The sequence below is a fragment of the Nocardioides oceani genome (assembly GCF_030412965.1).
Taxonomy (GTDB): Bacteria; Actinomycetota; Actinomycetes; order Propionibacteriales; family Nocardioidaceae; genus Nocardioides; species Nocardioides oceani.
In genome coordinates this window covers 201,821-219,856 of the sequence record NZ_JAUHJQ010000004.1, presented here as the reverse complement: position 1 = coordinate 219,856, position 18,036 = coordinate 201,821, and the positions used below count along the sequence as shown (strand labels likewise).

Annotated in this window: 13 protein-coding genes; 9 read left to right on the top strand and 4 right to left on the bottom strand. The window is 73.4% G+C overall.

Going from position 1 to position 18,036, the window contains the following annotated elements:
* Positions 1-34: 34 nt before the first annotated feature.
* The 8 genes from QWY28_RS12310 (at position 35) to guaA (ending at position 14,579) form a co-directional block, all read left to right on the top strand.
* Positions 35-2,779 carry an alpha-amylase family glycosyl hydrolase gene (locus QWY28_RS12310; protein ID WP_300952856.1) on the top strand — a complete coding sequence of 915 codons (2,745 nt, stop codon included), beginning with the start codon at positions 35-37 and terminating at the stop codon, positions 2,777-2,779.
* The gene (locus tag QWY28_RS12305) at positions 2,776-4,521 is read left to right on the top strand and encodes a glycerol-3-phosphate dehydrogenase/oxidase (RefSeq protein ID WP_300952855.1); all 1,746 of its coding nucleotides are present in this window, start codon (positions 2,776-2,778) and stop codon (positions 4,519-4,521) included. The genes QWY28_RS12310 and QWY28_RS12305 overlap by 4 nt, the downstream gene beginning before the upstream one ends.
* A gap of 728 nt (positions 4,522-5,249) precedes the next feature.
* Positions 5,250-6,389 carry a phosphotransferase family protein gene (locus QWY28_RS12300; RefSeq protein ID WP_300952854.1) on the top strand — a complete coding sequence of 380 codons (1,140 nt, stop codon included), beginning with the start codon at positions 5,250-5,252 and terminating at the stop codon, positions 6,387-6,389.
* Positions 6,389-7,501: an Rv3169 family protein gene (locus QWY28_RS12295; protein ID WP_300952853.1), complete on the top strand. Its 1,113-nt coding sequence runs from the start codon at positions 6,389-6,391 to the stop codon at positions 7,499-7,501. The genes QWY28_RS12300 and QWY28_RS12295 overlap by 1 nt, the downstream gene beginning before the upstream one ends.
* Before the next feature lie 52 nt (positions 7,502-7,553).
* Positions 7,554-9,008, top strand: a complete 1,455-nt coding sequence (locus QWY28_RS12290; protein ID WP_300952852.1) for an aldehyde dehydrogenase — start codon at positions 7,554-7,556, stop codon at positions 9,006-9,008.
* A gap of 101 nt (positions 9,009-9,109) precedes the next feature.
* Positions 9,110-10,732 (top strand): succinic semialdehyde dehydrogenase, encoded by a 1,623-nt coding sequence (locus QWY28_RS12285; protein WP_300952851.1) that lies wholly within the window; start codon positions 9,110-9,112, stop codon positions 10,730-10,732.
* Entirely contained in the window at positions 10,732-12,516 is a 1,785-nt protein-coding gene (locus QWY28_RS12280; RefSeq protein WP_300952850.1) for a GMC oxidoreductase, read from the top strand. Before QWY28_RS12285 ends, QWY28_RS12280 begins: the two co-directional genes overlap by 1 nt.
* A gap of 470 nt (positions 12,517-12,986) precedes the next feature.
* Positions 12,987-14,579, top strand: coding sequence for a glutamine-hydrolyzing GMP synthase (gene guaA / locus QWY28_RS12275; protein WP_300952849.1), 1,593 nt, complete (start codon positions 12,987-12,989; stop codon positions 14,577-14,579).
* Between the two features lie 33 nt (positions 14,580-14,612).
* Here guaA and QWY28_RS12270 read toward each other — a convergent pair whose 3' ends face one another.
* From QWY28_RS12270 to QWY28_RS12260, 3 genes are read right to left on the bottom strand one after another with little or no spacing between them, the layout of a single operon-like run.
* On the bottom strand, positions 14,613-15,479 hold the full coding sequence (locus QWY28_RS12270) for a TIGR03619 family F420-dependent LLM class oxidoreductase (RefSeq protein ID WP_300952848.1): 867 nt from the start codon (positions 15,477-15,479) through the stop codon (positions 14,613-14,615).
* A gap of 21 nt (positions 15,480-15,500) precedes the next feature.
* On the bottom strand, positions 15,501-16,589 hold the full coding sequence (locus QWY28_RS12265; protein ID WP_300952847.1) for a serine hydrolase domain-containing protein: 1,089 nt from the start codon (positions 16,587-16,589) through the stop codon (positions 15,501-15,503).
* 44 nt (positions 16,590-16,633) lie between these two features.
* Positions 16,634-16,966, bottom strand: coding sequence for a DUF3140 domain-containing protein (locus QWY28_RS12260; RefSeq protein ID WP_300952846.1), 333 nt, complete (start codon positions 16,964-16,966; stop codon positions 16,634-16,636).
* 93 nt (positions 16,967-17,059) lie between these two features.
* Between QWY28_RS12260 and QWY28_RS12255 the strand changes: the two genes are divergently transcribed.
* Entirely contained in the window at positions 17,060-17,752 is a 693-nt protein-coding gene (locus tag QWY28_RS12255) for a UdgX family uracil-DNA binding protein (RefSeq protein ID WP_300952845.1), read from the top strand.
* Here the strand turns inward: QWY28_RS12255 and QWY28_RS12250 are convergent.
* Positions 17,745-17,888, bottom strand: coding sequence for a GPGG-motif small membrane protein (locus QWY28_RS12250; RefSeq protein WP_300952844.1), 144 nt, complete (start codon positions 17,886-17,888; stop codon positions 17,745-17,747). The two genes, QWY28_RS12255 and QWY28_RS12250, sit on opposite strands and share 8 nt — an antisense overlap.
* Between the last annotated feature and the right edge of the window lie 148 nt (positions 17,889-18,036).

Below are 18,036 nucleotides of genomic sequence, written 5' to 3'. Positions count from 1 at the left end.
AGTTGGTGTGACCGCGTTCACTCGGGAGGCCGTCATGCGTCGTACCGTTCCATCCACCCTCGTCGCGGCGGCCGCCGCGCTCGCCCTGCTGTGGCCGACCTCGCCCGCGGCCGCCGCGGACGCGGAGGACGGCCCGGCGCGGCACGCCCTGCGCGCCGGCGTCACCGAGGACAGCTTCTACTTCGTCATGGCCGACCGGTTCGCCAACGGCGACCCCGGCAACGACACCGGCGGGATCCCGGGCGGCAAGGACGAGCACGGCTTCGACCCGACCGCCAAGGGCTACTTCAACGGCGGCGACCTCGACGGCCTCCGCGCGCAGCTGGACTACATCGAGGGCCTCGGCACCGACGCCATCTGGCTGACCCCGGTGTTCCAGAACAAGGCGGTGCAGCTCGAGGACGGGCCCTCGGCCGGCTACCACGGCTACTGGATCACCGACTTCACCCGGATCGACCCGCACCTGGGCACCAACGCGGACCTGACCGAGCTCGTCGACGCCGCGCACGCGCGCGGCATCAAGGTCTTCTTCGACATCATCACCAACCACACCGCCGACGTCATCGGCTACGAGGAGGGTGCGCGGACGGCGTACGTCTCGAAGGACGTCGAGCCCTACCTCACCGCGGGCGGCGTGCCGTTCGACGACCGCGACCACGCCGGCGGCACCGCGTTCCCCGAGCTGGACCCCGCGACGTCCTTCCCGTACACGCCCGTGCTCGAGCCGGGGGAGGAGGACCTCAAGGTCCCCGCCTGGCTCAACGACCCGACGCTCTACCACAACCGCGGCAACACGACCTTCACCGGCGAGGACAGCCAGTACGGCGACTTCTTCGGCCTCGACGACCTCTTCACCGAGCACCCGCGCGTGGTCGACGGGATGATCGACATCTACCGGACCTGGGTCGAGGACTTCGGCATCGACGGCTTCCGCATCGACACGATGAAGCACGTCGACGACGCGTTCTGGCAGGAGTTCGGGCCCGGCATCCTCGACTTCGCCCGCAGCCACGGCAAGCCGGAGTTCTTCATGTTCGGCGAGGTCGCGCTCGACGGCAGCGACGCCGCGGCGAAGGCCTTCACCTCGCACTACACGACGCACAACGGCATGCAGGCGATCCTCGACTTCCCCTTCCAGTGGGCGGCGCGCGACTTCGTGTCCAAGGAGGGCAGCGGCCGGGCGCTGGCGCGGTTCTTCCGCGACGACGACTGGTACACCGACGGCGACAGCAACGTCCACTCGCTCCCGACCTTCCTCGGCAACCACGACATGGGCCGCTTCGGGCACTTCCTGGCCGCGGACGGCCCGGACCGGACGCCCGAGGAGCTGCTGCGCCGTGACGTCCTCGGCCACGAGCTGATGTACCTCTCCCGCGGCAACCCGGTCGTCTACTACGGCGACGAGCAGGGCTTCACCGGCACCGGCGGCGACCAGCTCGCGCGGCAGACGATGTTCGCCAGCCAGGTGCCGGAGTACGCCGACGACGACCAGCTCGGGTCCGAGGAGACGCCCGCCACCGACAGCTTCGACACCGACCACCCGCTCTACCGCGCGATCGCCGGGCTGGACCGGCTCGTCGAGCAGCACCCGGCCCTGCGTCGCGGCGCCCAGCAGGTCCGCGCCGCGGGCGACGGCTTCGTCGCGTTCTCCCGCATCGACCGGCGCCAGCAGCGGGAGTACGTGGTCGTGCTCAACTCAACCGAGGGGCGCCAGCGGGTCGACGTCCCGACGTGGGTGCGCGACGGCCGCTTCCGCAAGGTCCACGGCGAGGGGCCGGCGTCGCTGCGCAGCACCGGCGGCGGGGACCTCCGCGTCACCGTGCCGGCGCTCGGCGCGGTCGTCTACGCCTCGACCGGGCGCATCCCGGCCTCGCGGCGGGCACCGTCGATCCGTCTCGGCCGGCCCGTGCCGACCCAGGTCGCGCGGAGCCGGACGAAGGTGACCGCGAGGGTCGGGGGCGACTCCTTCTACGAGGTCAGCTTCCAGGCGAAGGTCGACCACGGCCGCTGGCGTGACATCGGGACCGACGACTCCGCGCCGTACCGCGTCTTCCACGACACCGCCGGCCTGCGCCCGGGCGCGCAGGTGACCTACCGCGCCGCCGTGCTCGACAACCGGGGGCACAGCCGGGTCAGCACCGCCCGCGCCACGTCCGTCGCCCGGCCCACGGTCGAGGTCGGCACCTCGGGCTCGGGAGGGACGGTCAGCTCGGTGGACCCGGTGACCGTCACCGCGACGGTCGACCCCGAGCGCCCGAGCCAGTCGGTGCGCTTCGAGCGCAGCGTGGACGGCGGCGCCTGGGAGGTGCTTGGGACGGACTCCTCCTCGCCGGCGTTCACCATCCGCGACGACGTCTCCGGGCTGCCGCTCGGCACGCGGCTGCGCTACCGCGCCGTGCTGCTCGAGCCCGGGACGCCCCGGGTCGTCGGCCGCCCGGTCGCCGTCACGACCGCCGCGCCCACGCCGGCCCGCGACAGCGTCACGGTCGCGGGCAGCCTGCAGTCGGAGATCGGCTGCCCTGAGGACTGGCAGCCCGCGTGCGCCGAGAGCCGACTGGCCTTCGACCCGACCGACGGCAGGTGGCACGCCACCTTCGAGCTGCCGGCCGGCAGCTACGAGTGGAAGATCGCGGTCGACGGGTCCTGGGAGGAGAACTACGGCGCCGGCGGAGCAGCCGGCGGCGACAACCTGACCCTCGTCGTGCCCGACGGCGGGGCGACGTACCGCTTCACCTGGGACCAGGTCAGCAAGGAGCCGTCGGCCACACTGGTGCCATGACCCGCCCCGGCGCGCCCGTCCGACCCGACCCGAGCGCGCTGGGACCCGCCGCCCGCGAGGCGGCGCTCGACCGGATCGCCGCCCCCGGCCACGAGCTCGACGTGCTCGTGGTCGGGGGCGGCGTCGTCGGCGCGGGGGTCGCCCTCGACGCGGTCACCCGAGGCCTGTCGACGGCGCTCGTCGAGCAGCGCGACCTCGCCAGCGGCACCAGCAGCCGCTCCTCCAAGCTCGTCCACGGTGGCCTGCGGTACCTCGAGATGCTCGACTTCGGGCTGGTCCGCGAGGCGCTCCACGAGCGGGGCCTGCTCCTGACCCGGCTCGCACCGCACCTGGTCCGACCGGTCCCGTTCCTCTACCCCCTGACCCACCGCGGGTGGGAGCGCCCGTACGTCGGCGCGGGGCTCGCGCTGTACGACGGGATGGCCGCCCTCGCGCCGGGCGGCGCCGGCCTGCCGCGGCACCGGCACCTCACCCGCCGCCAGGTCGCCCGGATGGCGCCGGACTTCCGCGCCGAGACCGTCACCGGCGCCATCCGCTACCACGACTGCCAGGTCGACGACGCCCGGCTGGTGCTCACCGTCGCCCGCACGGCCGCCGCCCACGGCGCGGTCGTCGCGACCCGCACGAAGGTGACCGGCTTCCTCCGCGAGGGCGAGCGGGTCGTCGGCGTGCGGGCCGTCGACCTCGAGACCGGCCGGGAGCTCGAGGTCCGGGCGAAGGTCGTCGTCAACGCGGCCGGCGTCTGGACCGACGAGGTCCAGGAGATGGTGGGCGGCCGCGGCGCCCTGCACGTCCAGGCGTCCAAGGGCATCCACCTGGTCGTGCCCCGCGACCGGATCCGGTCCGAGGCGGGTTTCATCGTGCGGACCGAGACCTCGGTGCTGTTCGTCATCCCGTGGGGCCGGCACTGGGTGATCGGCACCACCGACACCGAGTGGGACCTCGACAAGGCGCACCCCGCGGCGAGCCGCACCGACATCGAGTACGTCCTGGACCGGGTCAACGCCATCCTCCGCGAGCCGCTCGACCACGACGACGTCGAGGGCGTGTACGCCGGCCTCCGGCCGCTCCTGCGCGGGGAGTCGGAGCCGACGTCGAAGATCTCGCGCGAGCACACCGTGGTCACGCCCGTCCCCGGCCTGGTGATGATCGCGGGCGGCAAGCTGACGACGTACCGCGTCATGGCCCGCGACGCCGTCGACGCCGCCGCCCACTCGCTGCGCACGACGGGCAACCTCGCGGTGCGGCCCTCGATCACCGACCGGGTGCCCCTGCTGGGTGCGGACGGCTGGGAGGCGCGGACCAACCAGCGGGTGCTGCTCGCGCGGCGCTCCGGGCTGCACGTCGCGCGGATCGACGCGCTGCTCGACCGCTACGGCTCGCTGGTCGACGACCTCCTGGCGCTCGTCGGCGAGCGGCCGGAGCTCGCCGAGCCGCTCGAGGGCGCCGACGACCACCTGGCCGCCGAGGTGGTCTACGCCGTGACCCACGAGGGCGCACGGCACCTCGACGACGTGCTCACCCGACGCACGCGCATCTCCATCGAGACCTTCGACCGCGGCACCCGCGCGGCGGCCGGCGTCGCCGCGCTCATGGCCGCCGAGCTCGGCTGGGACGAGGCGCGGACCGCCGACGAGGTCGACCACTACCTGCGGCGGGTCGAGGCCGAGCGGCAGAGCCAGCGGCAGCTCACCGACCAGGAGGCCGACGAGGCCCGGGTCCAGGCCCCCGACATCGTCTGACCGCCGCCCGCTGGCTGAGCGGGTCGAAACCCCATGAGCCGAACCGCGACCGTGCCCGCTGGTTGAGCAGCGAAGGCCGCCAGGCCTGAGCGTGTCGAAACCCCGTGAGCCAAACGCGGCCTCGGGGACACCAGCCGGCCCCGCTGGTTGAGCGTGTCGAAACCCCGTGAGCCGAACGCGGCCTCGGGGACGCCATCCCGCCCCGCTGGTCGAGCGTGTCGAAACCCCGTGAGCCGAACGCGACCTCGGGACGCCATCTCGCCCCGCTGGTCGAGCGTGTCGAAACCCCGTGAGCCGAACGGCCTCGGGGACGCCATCTCGCCCCGCTGGTTGAGCAGCGAAGGCCGCCAGGCCTGAGCGTGTCGAAACCCCGTGAGCCGAACGCGGCCTCGGGGGCGCCATCTCGCCTGCGGCGGGCGGGGTGACTGGCTCCCGCGTCGCACTGCGGCCGGTGACGCGCTGCTGGTGGGGTCGGGTGACAAGTGGGGGCGTCTCCGGCTGCCGCCGGAGACGGGGGCCCGGTCGACCAGCCTGCGCTCGTTCCTCGCTACGGCCGCCAGACCCCACCACCCGACAGGCCGTCGGGGTCGACCTTCCGGCGCGGCGGCGGCCGGGGCAACGGGTCTGGTTGACACGTGTCATTGACAACTAGAACGTGTTCCACCGATGCTGGCGGCGCTGAGACCCACGTCACACGACGAGGCGTGGACGGACACCGAGGAGCGCCCGTGACCCAGGCACCGCCGCCACCGGACACCAGGCTGCAGCGCAGCAGCCGCGACGCCAGCACGCTGCCGGAGCGTCTCGCGACCTGGCTGGCGACCCAGCTGCCGGCCGGGGCCGACCCGACCGTGGTCGTGCACTCGGGGACCGACGCGAACGGCATGTCGTCGGAGACGCTGCCGCTCGACGCGACGTGGACCGAGGGCGGTGGGCAGCGGGTCGGGCGGTACGTCGCGCGGGTGGCGCCGGCGGCCGAGGACTTCCCGGTCTTCCCGGACTACGCGCTCGGCGACCAGTACGACGCGATGCGCCTGGTCGGGGAGCTCACCGACGTGCCGGTGCCGGTGGTGCGGTGGATGGAGCCGACCGGCGAGGTGCTGGGCACCCCGTTCTTCCTGATGGACCGGGTGGAGGGCGTGGTCCCGCAGGACGTGCTGCCCTACAACTTCGGCGACAACTGGCTGCACGACGCGTCGCCGGAGGACCAGCGCCTGCTGCAGGACCGCACCGTCGGGGTGCTGGCGCGGCTGCACGCGGTCCCGGACGCGGGCTCGACGTTCGCCTTCCTCGACCCGGCGCGGCACGGCCACGCAGGGGCGACGCCGCTGGAGCGCAACCTCGCCCGCACGCGGGCCTGGTACGACTTCGCGGTCCCCGACATCGGCCGGTCGGCGGTCACCGAGCGCGGGCTGGCCTGGCTGGAGGCGCACCTGCCCGAGCAGCAGGGCGACCCGGTCCTGTGCTGGGGCGACTCGCGGATCGGCAACGTGCTCTACCGCGACTTCGACCCGGTCGCGGTGCTCGACTGGGAGATGGCCACGGTCGGGCCGCGCGAGCTGGACCTGTCCTGGATGGTCTTCGCGCACCGGGTCTTCGAGTCGATCACCGGCGCGCTGGAGCTGCCGGGGATGCCGCACTTCCTCCGCGAGGAGGACGTCGTGGCGACGTACCGCGAGCTCACCGGCGTCGAGGTGGGCGACCTGCACTGGTACCACGTCTACAACGCCGTCCAGTGGTGCATCGTCTTCCTGCGCACCGGCGCCCGGCAGATCCACTTCGGCGAGATCGAGCGGCCCGAGGACCCCGACGGCCTGATGCACCACAAGCCGCTGCTGGACTCGCTGCTGGCGGAGGTGGGTGCCTGATGGTCGGCCCCCTCGACGAGTACCCGCTCCACCAGGCGCCGCTCCCGGTCACCTGGCCGGTGAGCAGCGACCGCAACTTCTACGACCGCTGCTACTTCAACGCCCACGACCGCACCGGGGACGTCTTCCTCATCACCGGGCTGGGCTACTACCCGAACCTCGGCACCAAGGACGCCTTCCTCCTCCTCGCCCGCGACGGCAGGCAGACCGCGGTGCACCTCTCCGACGTGTGCGACGACGACCGGCTCCACCAGCACGTCGGCGGCTACCGGATCGAGGTCGAGGAGCCGCTGCAGCGGATCCGGCTGACGCTCGAGGAGACCGAGGGCGTCGCCGCGGACCTGACCTGGGAGGGCTCGTTCCCGGTCCTGCAGGAGCTGCCGCACGTGCTCCGCTCCGGGGCGCGGGTCACCCTCGACGCCCAGCGCTTCGCGCAGGTCGGCACCTGGAGCGGCCACGTCGAGGTCGACGGCGAGCGGATCGAGGTCACCCCGGACCGCTGGGTCGGCACCCGCGACCGCTCGTGGGGGATCCGCCCCGTCGGCGAGGCCGAGCCCGCCGGCGCTCCGGCGGACCCGCCGTTCGACGGCATGTGGTGGCTCTACGTGCCGATGCGGTTCGAGGAGTACGCCGTCGTGCTGATCCTCCAGGAGGACCCGTCCGGCTACCGCACCCTCAACGACTGCCACCGCGTGCACGCCGACGGCCGGGTCGAGCAGCTCGGGTGGCCGCGCGTGCAGGTGCACTACGCCCCGGGCACCCGCACGCCGACCGGAGCGACGATCCGCTGCACGAGCGCCACCGGCGAGGAGGTCGTCCTCGAGGTCTCCTCGCTGCTGGCCGCGCCGCTGCACGTCGGCGGCGGCTACGGCGGCGACCCGGACTGGACCCACGGGATGTGGAAGGGCGAGAAGTTCGTCGAGCGGCTGACCTACGACATGGCCGACGAGGCCGTGCAGGGCCGGTTCATGTTCGGGTGCGTCGACCACGTCGGCCGCGCGGTCCTGCACGAGCAGGGCCGCACCAGCGAGGGCTGGGGCCTCTTCGAGCACTTCTCCATCGGCCGGCACGACCCCAGCGGCTTCGGCGACTGGTTCGCCGTCGCCCCCTGACCACGGGCCCGCCCGCCCACCCGCGCCCCACGACGTACCCCAGGAGCACCCCATGTCCCTCGACCGCGACGCCTTCTTCATCGACGGCGGCTGGGCGGCGCCCGCCACCTCGGCCACCCTCCAGGTCGTCTCCCCGCACAGCGAGCAGGTCGTGGCGACCGTGCCGGAGGGCTCGCCGGCCGACGTCGACGCGGCGGTCGCCGCCGCCCGACGGGCCTTCGACGAGGGGCCGTGGCCGCGGATGTCGCCCGAGGAGCGGATCGAGGTGATCCAGGCGTTCTCCGGCCTGTACGCCGGGAAGCTGGCGGAGATGGCCGACCTGATCACCACCGAGATGGGCGCGCCCACGTCGTTCTCCAACCTGGCCCAGTCCCCGGCGCCGTGGATGCAGATCGAGGCCTTCCTCGGGATCGCCCGCGCCTTCCCGTGGGAGGAGCGGCGTCCCGGCGTGCTCGGGCCCGAGGTGGTCGTGCGGCGCGAGCCGATCGGTGTCGTGGCGGCGATCCCGCCGTGGAACGTCCCGCAGTTCACGACCGTCTCCAAGGTCGTCCCCGCGCTGCTGGCCGGCAACACCGTGGTGGTCAAGCCCGCGCCGGAGACGCCGCTGGACGGCTACCTGCTGGCCGAGCTGCTCGCCGAGGCGGGCGTGCCGGCGGGCGTCGTCAACATCGTGGCGGCCGGACGCGAGGTCGGCGAGCACCTGGTGGCGCACCCGGGTGTCGACAAGGTCGCGTTCACCGGGTCCACCGCCGCCGGCCGCAAGATCGCGGCGGTCTGCGGCGAGCAGCTCAAGCGGGTCAGCCTCGAGCTCGGCGGCAAGTCCGCGGCGATCGTGCTCGACGACGCCGACCTCGCCGCGACGATGGAGGGCCTGCGGTTCGTCGCGCTGATGAACTCCGGCCAGGCCTGCGTCGCGCAGACCCGGATCCTGGCCTCCCGCGCCAACTACGACGCCGTCGTGGACGCGCTCGCCGAGACCGTGGCCGGCATGGCGGTCGGCGACCCGGCCGACCCGGCCACCGAGGTCGGGCCGATGGTCGCCCAGCGTCAGCAGGAGCGGGTGGAGAAGTACATCGCGCTCGGCCAGGAGGAGGGCGCGCGCGTCGTCGTCGGCGGCAACGGCATGCCCGACGGCCTCGACCGCGGCTGGTACGTCCGCCCGACCGTCTTCGCCGACGTCGACAACCGGATGCGGATCGCACAGGAGGAGATCTTCGGGCCGGTGCTGTCGGTGATCCCCTACGACGACGTCGACGACGCGGTGCGGATCGCCAACGACTCCGACTACGGGCTCGCCGGGACGGTCTGGACCGCCGACGCCGAGGCCGGCCTCGACGTCGCCCGCCGGGTGCGCGCCGGGACGTACGGCGTGAACACCTACACGATGGACTTCGCGGCGCCCTTCGGCGGCTTCAAGGCCTCGGGGATCGGGCGCGAGTTCGGGCCCGAGGGCCTGGGGGAGTACACCGAGGTCAAGTCGATCTACCCGACCGCGCCGGCCATGTGAGCCGCCCGCCGACCGCGGTTGACAACCGCGGCCGGTGTGTACAGTCCCACATTCCCTACCGAGAGGTAGTTCGGGAGACCGCGGTCACATACCCTCGGTACATGAGCGCCTCCTCACCGTCCCCCTCCGGCGGCCCGCTCGTGGAGGGTCCGCGCGACCCGGAGCACGAGCCGGGCGCGACGTACGCCCTCGAGCCCGAGTACGTCGCCTCGCTGACCCGTCGCCTCGTGGCGACCTCCGGTGAGGAGAGCCCCGTGTTCTCCCCGCTCGACGGGGCGCCGCTGGCGCACGTCCCGCAGAGCAGCGACGGCGACGTGGCCGAGGCCTTCGCGCGCGCCCGCAGGGCGCAGCAGGCCTGGTCCCGCACGAGCCTGGACCAGCGCGCCGCGATGATGCTGCGCCTCCACGACCTGGTGCTCGACCGCCAGGACGAGATCACCGACCTGATCGTGCTGGAGTCGGGCAAGGCCCGGAAGCACGCGTTCGACGAGACGCTCCACGTCGCGATGACCGCGCGCTACTACGCCCGCACCGCGCACCGCCACCTCGACACCCGCCGCCACCCGGGCGTCGTCCCGGGCCTGACCCGGGTCGACGTCAACCGGGTGCCCAAGGGTGTCGTCGGGATCATCTCGCCGTGGAACTACCCGTTCACGATGGCGCTGTGCGACGGCCTGCCCGCGCTCGTCGCCGGCAACGCCGTCGTGGCCAAGCCCGACGCGCAGACCATGCTCTCGGCGCTGCTGGGGGCGCAGCTGCTCGAGGAGGCGGGCTTCCCCGCCGAGCTGTGGCAGGTCGTGGCCGGGCCGGGCTCCCGGGTCGGGACCGGCATCGTCGAGCGCGCGGACTACGTCTGCTTCACCGGGTCGACGGCGACCGGCCGGCTCGTCGCCCACGGCTGCGCGGAGCGCCTGATCGGCTGCTCGCTCGAGCTCGGCGGCAAGAACCCGATGCTCGTCCTGCGCGACGCCGACCTCGAGCGCGCCGCCGAGGGCGCCGTCCGCGCGACGTTCTCCAACGCCGGGCAACTGTGCGTCTCGGTCGAGCGGCTCTTCGTCGCCGACCAGGTCTACGACCGGTTCGTGGAGCGCTTCGTCGCCCGCACCGAGGCGATGACCCTGGGCGCGACGCTGGGCTGGGACAACGACATGGGCTCGCTGATCTCGCAGGCGCAGCTCGACGCGGTCGTGCACCACGTCGAGGAGGCGGTCGCCAAGGGCGCCCGCGTGCTCACCGGCGGCCGGGCCCGGCCGGACCTGGGGCCCTACATGTTCGAGCCGACCATCCTCGAGGGCGTCACCCCGGACATGGCCTGCTTCCAGGACGAGACCTTCGGTCCGGTCGTCTCGCTCTACCGCTTCCACGACGAGGCGGACGCGGTCGCCCGCGCCAACGAGGGGGAGTACGGCCTCAACGCCGCGATCTACAGCCAGGACGGTGCGCGGGCCCGCGCGATCGCCCGGCACGTCAAGGCCGGCACCGTGAACATCAACGAGGCCTTCGGTGCGACCTTCGCCAGCATCGACGCCCCGATGGGTGGCATGCGCCAGTCCGGCGTGGGCCGCCGCCAGGGTGCCGAGGGCATCCTGCGCTACACCGAGACCCAGTCGGTGGCGACGCAGCGGCTGATGCCGATCGCGCCGGTGCTGGGGCTCTCCGACGAGCGGTTCGCCAAGGTGATGACCGCCAACCTCCGCCTCCTGAAGAAGCTGGGACGTGCCTGATGACCAACCGTGACACCACCGCCTCCACTGCCACTGCCACTGCCACTGCCGCCCCCGCCGCCGGGAACGACGCGGGGCACGACTTCGACGTCCTCGTCGTCGGCTCCGGCTTCGGCGGCTCCGTCGCCGCGCTGCGGCTGACGGAGAAGGGCTACAAGGTCGGCGTCCTCGAGGCGGGCGCGCGCTTCCGCGACGAGGACTTCGCCGAGACGTCCTGGGACGTCAAGCGCTACCTCTTCCGGCCCGAGGTCGGCTGCTACGGCATCCAGCGCATCGACGCGCTGCGCGACTGCCTGATCGTCTCCGGGGCGGGCGTCGGCGGCGGGTCGCTGGTCTACGCCAACACGCTCTACGAGCCGCTGCCGGCGTTCTTCAACGACCCGCAGTGGAGCCACATCACCGACTGGAAGTCCGAGCTGGCGCCGTTCTACGACCAGGCCAAGCGGATGCTCGGCGTCGTCGAGAACCCGCTGCGCACCCCCGCCGACGACGTGATGGAGAAGGTCGCCGGCGAGATGGGCGTCGCCGACACCTTCCACCCCACCCCCGTGGGCGTGTTCTTCGGCGGCCCGGGCCAGGAGCAGGGCGAGAAGGTCGCCGACCCGTTCTTCGGCGGGGCCGGCCCCGAGCGCACCACCTGCATCGGCTGCGGCTCCTGCATGAGCGGCTGCCGCCACAACGCCAAGAACACCCTGGTCAAGAACTACCTCTACCTCGCCGAGCAGGCCGGGGCGAAGGTGCTGCCGCTGACGACGGTCACCCGGATCGCGCCCCGCGAGGACGGCGGGTACGACGTCCACGTCCGCTACACCAAGGCCAAGACGCCCCGCCGGTCGGCGACGCGGGTGCTGACCGCCGACCAGGTCGTGCTCGCGGCGTCGGCGCTGGGCACCCAGCGGCTGCTGCACCGGATGAAGGACGAGGGGCACCTGCCGCGGGTCTCCGACCGGCTCGGGTACCTCTCGCGCACCAACTCCGAGTCGATCCTCGGCGCGATCGCCCCGGACACCTCGATCGACTACAGCCAGGGCATCGCGATCACCTCCTCCTTCCACCCCGACGAGGACACCCACGTCGAGCCGGTGCGCTACGGCAAGGGCAGCAACTTCATGTCGCTGCTCCAGACGGTCCTGACCGACGGCGACGGGCCGGTCCCGCGCTGGCGGACCTGGCTGAAGGAGACCTGGAAGCAGCGGCGCAACATCACCGACCTCTACGACCTCAAGCACTGGTCGGAGCGGACGGTCATCGCGCTGGTGATGCAGAGCCTGGACAACTCGATCACGACGTACACGCGGAAGCTCCCGGGCACGAACCGGCGCTTCCTCACCTCGAGGCAGGGCCACGGCGTCCCGAACCCGACGTGGATCCCGGCGGGCAACACCGCGGTGCGCCTGATGGCGAAGTTCACCGGCGGCACGCCCGGCGGCAACATCGGCGAGCAGTTCAACATGCCGCTGACCGCGCACTTCCTCGGCGGCTGCGCCATCGGCGACTCCGCCGAGACCGGGGTGATCGACCCCTACCAGCGGGTCTACGGCCACCCCGGGCTGCACGTGGCCGACGGCTCCGCGGTGACGGCGAACCTCGGGGTGAACCCGTCGCTGACCATCACCGCCCAGGCCGAGCGGGCGATGTCGCTGTGGCCGAACAAGGGCGAGGAGGACCGTCGGCCGGCCCTCGGCGCCGACTACCGCCGGGTCGACCCGGTCGCGCCGGCGGCGCCGGTCGTCCCCGACAGCGCTCCGGGCGCCCTGCGGCTGCCGATCGTCGGGGTGTCCTGACCGGCCCGGCCGGCCGCTGACCTGGGACGACGGCTCCGCGAGCCGTCGCGCGGGAGGCGGCCCGGAGGCGAGTGAACGACGAGGAACGGCCCGGTCCAGACCGGGCCGTTTTTCGTGCCCGTCGCGGCGTAACCCGCCCCGGGGGTCGTCGTTGAGTGGTCAGACCCGGCAGTCATGCTCCCTCCCAAGAGTCGGGTCGTGGTCCAAGCACTGTCCAACAGCTGCGTGGACGATCAGGGCCCGGCCACCCTCCCTCCCCGGCCGGGCCCTGGTGCATTTCACGGCCCTTCCGCCGAGCTGGCGAGGCGGAGGACCCAGGCCGCGAGGTCGAGGAGCGACGCCTCTGGAGACCTTCCAGCGATGCGCGCCGACCCGCGCCCGACCATGCGCCGCGCCGCCCCACGCGCCCCACCGGCCCCGCGACGGAGCACCCCGCGGACGGCCCGGCCGCCGCCGATAGGCTGCGCCTCATGACGGCGGTGGGAGAGCACGACCTGGTCCTGGTGGTCGACTTCGGGGCGCAGTACGCGCAGCTGATCGCCCGCCGGGTGCGCGAGGCCCGGGTCTACTCCGAGATCGTGCCGCACACGATGCCGGTCGCCGACATGCTGGCCCGCGGCCCGAAGGCGATCATCCTCTCGGGCGGGCCGTCGTCGGTGTACGCCGAGGGCGCGCCGTCGATCGACACGGACCTGTTCACGGCCGGCACGCCGGTGTTCGGCATGTGCTACGGCTTCCAGCTGATGGCCAGCGGGCTCGGGGGCGAGGTGTCGCACACCGGCGCGCGGGAGTACGGCCGCACCGAGGTCACGGTCAGCGAGCCGGGCACGCTGCTCTCCGACGTACCCGCCTCGCACCGGGTCTGGATGTCGCACGGCGACTCGGTGACCGCGGCGCCCGAGGGCTTCTCGGTGCTGGCCTCGACGGCGGTGACGCCGGTGGCGGCGTTCGAGGACGTCGACCGCGGCCTGGCCGGCGTCCAGTGGCACCCCGAGGTGCTGCACAGCGAGCACGGCCAGCAGGTGCTCGAGCACTTCCTCCACGACATCGCCGGCTGCCGGCCGACCTGGACGATGGTCAACATCGTCGAGGAGCAGATCGAGGCGATCCGGGCGCAGGTCGGCGAGAACGGGCGGGCGATCTGCGGCCTGTCCGGCGGCGTCGACTCCGCCGTGGCGGCCGCCATCGTGCAGCGCGCGATCGGTGACCGGCTGACGTGCGTGTACGTCGACCACGGCCTCATGCGCCAGGGCGAGACCGAGCAGGTCGAGCGCGACTTCGTGGCGGCGACGGGCGTGGACCTCAAGGTCGTCGACGCCGAGGAGCGGTTCCTCTCCGCGCTGGCCGGCATCTCCGACCCGGAGGAGAAGCGCAAGACGATCGGGCGGGAGTTCATCCGCGTCTTCGAGGCCGCCCGCGCCGAGATCCTCGCCGGGTTCGCCGACCAGAGCGCCGCCCCGGGAGGCGACAAGGTCGCGTTCCTCGTGCAGGGCACGCTCTACCCCGACGTCGTGGAGTCCGGCGGAGGAGCGGGCACCTCCAACATCAAGTCCCACCACAACGTCGGCGGCCTGCCCGACGACATGGACCTCGAGCTGGTCGAGCCGCTGCGCACCCTGTTCAAGGACGAGGTCCGCCAGGTCGGCGAGCAGCTCGGCCTGCCCGCCGAGATCGTCCACCGCCAGCCGTTCCCCGGCCCCGGCCTCGGCATCCGGATCATCGGCGAGGTCACCCGCGAGCGGCTCGACATCCTGCGCGAGGCCGACGCGATCGCCCGCGAGGAGATGACCCGCGCCGGCCTGGACCGCGACGTGTGGCAGATGCCGGTCGTCCTGCTCGCCGACGTCCGCTCGGTCGGCGTCCAGGGCGACGGCCGCACCTACGGCCACCCGGTCGTCCTGCGCCCGGTCACCTCCGAGGACGCGATGACCGCCGACTGGGCGCGACTGCCGTACGACGTGCTGGAGAAGATCTCGACCCGCATCACCAACGAGGTGCGCGAGGTCAACCGGGTCACCGTCGACATCACCTCGAAGCCGCCGGGCACCATCGAGTGGGAGTGACCTGACCGTCGTCTGCGGGCCGCCGCTGCTGGTTCAGCCGGCCATCGGCCGCAGCACGTCCTCGGCGAAGCGCGCCATGCCGTCGAGCTTCTGGTCGAGTGTCGCCTCGAGGCCGGTGTAGTAGGCCCACGGCATCGTCATGCAGTCGGTGACGCCGCCCGCCTCGGCCCGGGCGAACTGCTCGGGGAGGACGGCGTCGGTCAGCGCGACGATCACCCGGAAGTCGCCGGTCGCGCCGGCCTCCTCCCGGACCTCGCGGAGCCGGGTGGCCCAGCGGACCGCCTCGTCGGTGCGGTACATGTCGCCGACCCAGCCGTCGTGCCGCGCCGCCCGGCGGAACGCGACCTCGGAGAGCCCGCCGACGTACACCGGCACCGGCGCGGTCGGGGTGGGCTCCATGACCAGGCGCGGCGCGGCGTAGTGCTCCCCGGTGAACTCCGTCCAGCCGGGCTCCCACAGCCGCTTCATCAGCGCGAGACCCTCGTCGGTGCGCCGGCCCCGGGTGCGGAAGCCCTGCTCGAGCAGCTCGAACTCCTCCTCGCACCAACCGATCCCGACGCCCAGCGCGACCCGGTTGCCCGAGAGCACCGCCGCGGTGCCCACCGACTTCGCCACCTGGAACGGGTTGCGCATCGCCGGGACGTAGACGGAGGTGAAGAACCGCAGCCGCTCGGTGACCGCGGCCAGCGATCCGGCGAGCACCCATGGGTCGGGCCACTCGGCCTCCGGACCCCAGCGCCGCGAGCCGTCGGGGGTGTAGGGGTACGGCGTCCGCAGCGTCTCGAGGTCGACCACGTGGTCGGGGATTGCTAGGGCGTCGTACCCGAGCTCGTCGGCCGCGCGCGCGATGGCGGTCAGCTCGGAGACGGGGAGGAAGGCGGTGCTGATCGCGAAGCGCACGCGCCGCAGCCTAGGGCCGGACTAGAACCTGTTCCACCCCGTCCGGGCGCGCTCGAGCGCCACCGCGTCGACCAGGTCGGCGCGGTCGGAGTCCCCCAGCCCCCGGCTGACGTACGCCGCGCCGTAGCCGCCCGTCAGCGAGGTCCAGCCCGCGCACCCGCCGACACCGCCCATCGCGACCTCGACGCGGGTCGGGTCGGGCAGCAGGTCGCGCTGGTAGCCCAGGGTCCAGGTGACGTCGCGGCCGAGCACCCGGTCGCGACCGGTGGCCTGGCCGGTCGTGAGCGCGGCGTGCAACGTCGGTCCGAGCAGCGTCCCGACCGCGCCGCCGGGGTCGGCGAGGTCGGCCTGGAGCAGCGCCAGCCCCTGCGCGCTGGCGTGCAGCGACACTGCGGCGAACGACCCGGTCCGGAACGCCGGTCCGTTGACCACCGCGGGGTCGAGCAGCCCCGGCGGCCGGCCGAGCGCCGGGCCCCACCCCGGGTCGTCGAGGTACGTCGCCGGCCAGCCCGGGTCGAGCGGCACCACGTCCGCGACCCGGTCCAGGTCCGCCGGCGCGACCGCCAGGTGCAGGTCCCAGCCGTGCGGGGCCACGATCCGCGCGAACCGCTCCGCCAGCGGCTCGCCCGCCGCGCGGCGCACGATCTCGTCGCAGAGGTGGCCGTAGGTCAGCGCGTGCTCGGCGACGGCCGTGCCCGGCTCGTGCTCGGGAGCGGCGTCGGCCAGGAGCGCGACGAGCGCCTCGCGGTCGTCGTGGGCGAGGGAGGCCGCGCGGGGCGGGAAGGCCGGCTGCCCGGCCTGGTGCGCGAGGACCTGCCGGACGGTCGTCGCGCCCTTGCCGTGCGCGGCGTACTCCGGCCACACCGCGGAGACCGGTTCGTCGAGCTCCAGCAACCCCTCGGCCACGACCGACAGGACGGTCAGCGCCGTCAGCGGCTTGGCCACCGAGTAGCACAGCACGAGCGTGTCCGGCGTCCACGGCGTCGTCCCGTCGCGGGTGCCCACCCACGCCTCGTCGACGATCTCGCCGTCGCGGACCAGGCACGCGGCACCGCCCGGCTCCCGGTCGGTCCGGTGGAGCTCGGCGAGGACGTCGGCCAGCGTGCGCACGCCCCCGACCCTAGAGCGCAGCGGTCGGGGGCGTGCGAGGCCGGCTACGGCTTGAGCGGGTCGTGCCCGAGGTTCATCAGGCCCCGCCGCCAGGAGTCCTCGCCGGCGGTCGGCTCGAGCTCTGGACCGCGCTCGGCCACGACGAGCTCCACGACGCGGTCCATCACCTCGACGTCGCCCGGCGTCAGGTCGGCGCGCCGCTTGCCGAGGATCGCGAGCACCTGGTGGCCCAGCTCGGGGCCGGCCTGGTCGGGCAGCGCCTCGGTCTCCTCCCCGGCACCCTGCACGCCCAGCCAGTCACGCAGCTCGCGCGAGGTCATGTTCACCACGCGGTGGAAGTCCTCCCACAGCTCGTCCTCGACGATGCTCTCGGCCACCAGTCCTCCTTGTGTGTCGGTCCCGCCCGGGGAGCGCCCGGGCGGTGGACCCGGCCGGTACCCAGCCGACCCGGATCGATCAGTGGCCGATCGGTGATCGACCCGCGCGCGGCGGGGTACTGCCCGCGCGTGGCGCACGACGACGTGGAGCGGCCCGGGGCCGAGCAGTGGGTGCCGGAGAGGCCGACGCACCCGGCGCTGCTCGAGGCGGTGCAGGCGTGCCGGGGGTGCGAACTGTACGCCGACGCGACCCAGGCCGTGATGGGCTCCGGTCCGACGGACGCGCGGCTGCTGGTGCTCGGCGAGCAGCCCGGCGACCGCGAGGACGTCGAGGGCGAGCCGTTCGTCGGCCCGGCCGGGCGGGTCCTCGACCGCGCCCTGGCGGAGGTGGGCATCGACCCCGCCGGTGTCTACCGGACGAACGTGGTCAAGCACTTCCGCTGGTCCGGCACGCGCGGGAAGCGGCGGATCCACCAGTCGCCGACGGCGGCGCACGTCTCGGCCTGCGCCCCGTGGCTGCGGGCGGAGCTGTCGGTGGTGCACCCGGAGGGTGCGGTGCTGCTGGGCGGGACCGCGGGAAAGGCGGTCTACGGCTCACGGTTCCGGGTGGGGGAGAGCCGCGGGCGGCTGGTCGACTGGCCGGCCGGCCTCGCGACCGACGACCCGCCGGGGTGGGTGCTGACGACGGCCCACCCGTCGGCCGTGCTGCGCGCGGACGACCGCGACGCGGCGTACAGCGAGCTGGTCGCCGACCTCCGCGTCGCGGCCGAGGCGCTCGCTAGTTGAAGATGCTGTAGCCGCCCGGGCCGACGGCGAAGCCGACGATGATGAGGACGATGCCCCAGAGCATCTGGCCCTTGAAGAGCTGGAAGATGCCGGCGATTACCAGGATGACGGCCAGGATCCAGAAGATGAAACCCATCGTGTGCTCCTTCTGTGGTGGGGGGAGGTGGAGGGAGCGCAGAGCAGATACCCCGGCCCGGTCGGGACCATGCGTTTCCGCAGGTCCGCGCGCGGGTAGAGCCGGGTGGGCGGCCCGACCGGTCGTTCTTCCACCTGGGAACGTTCCC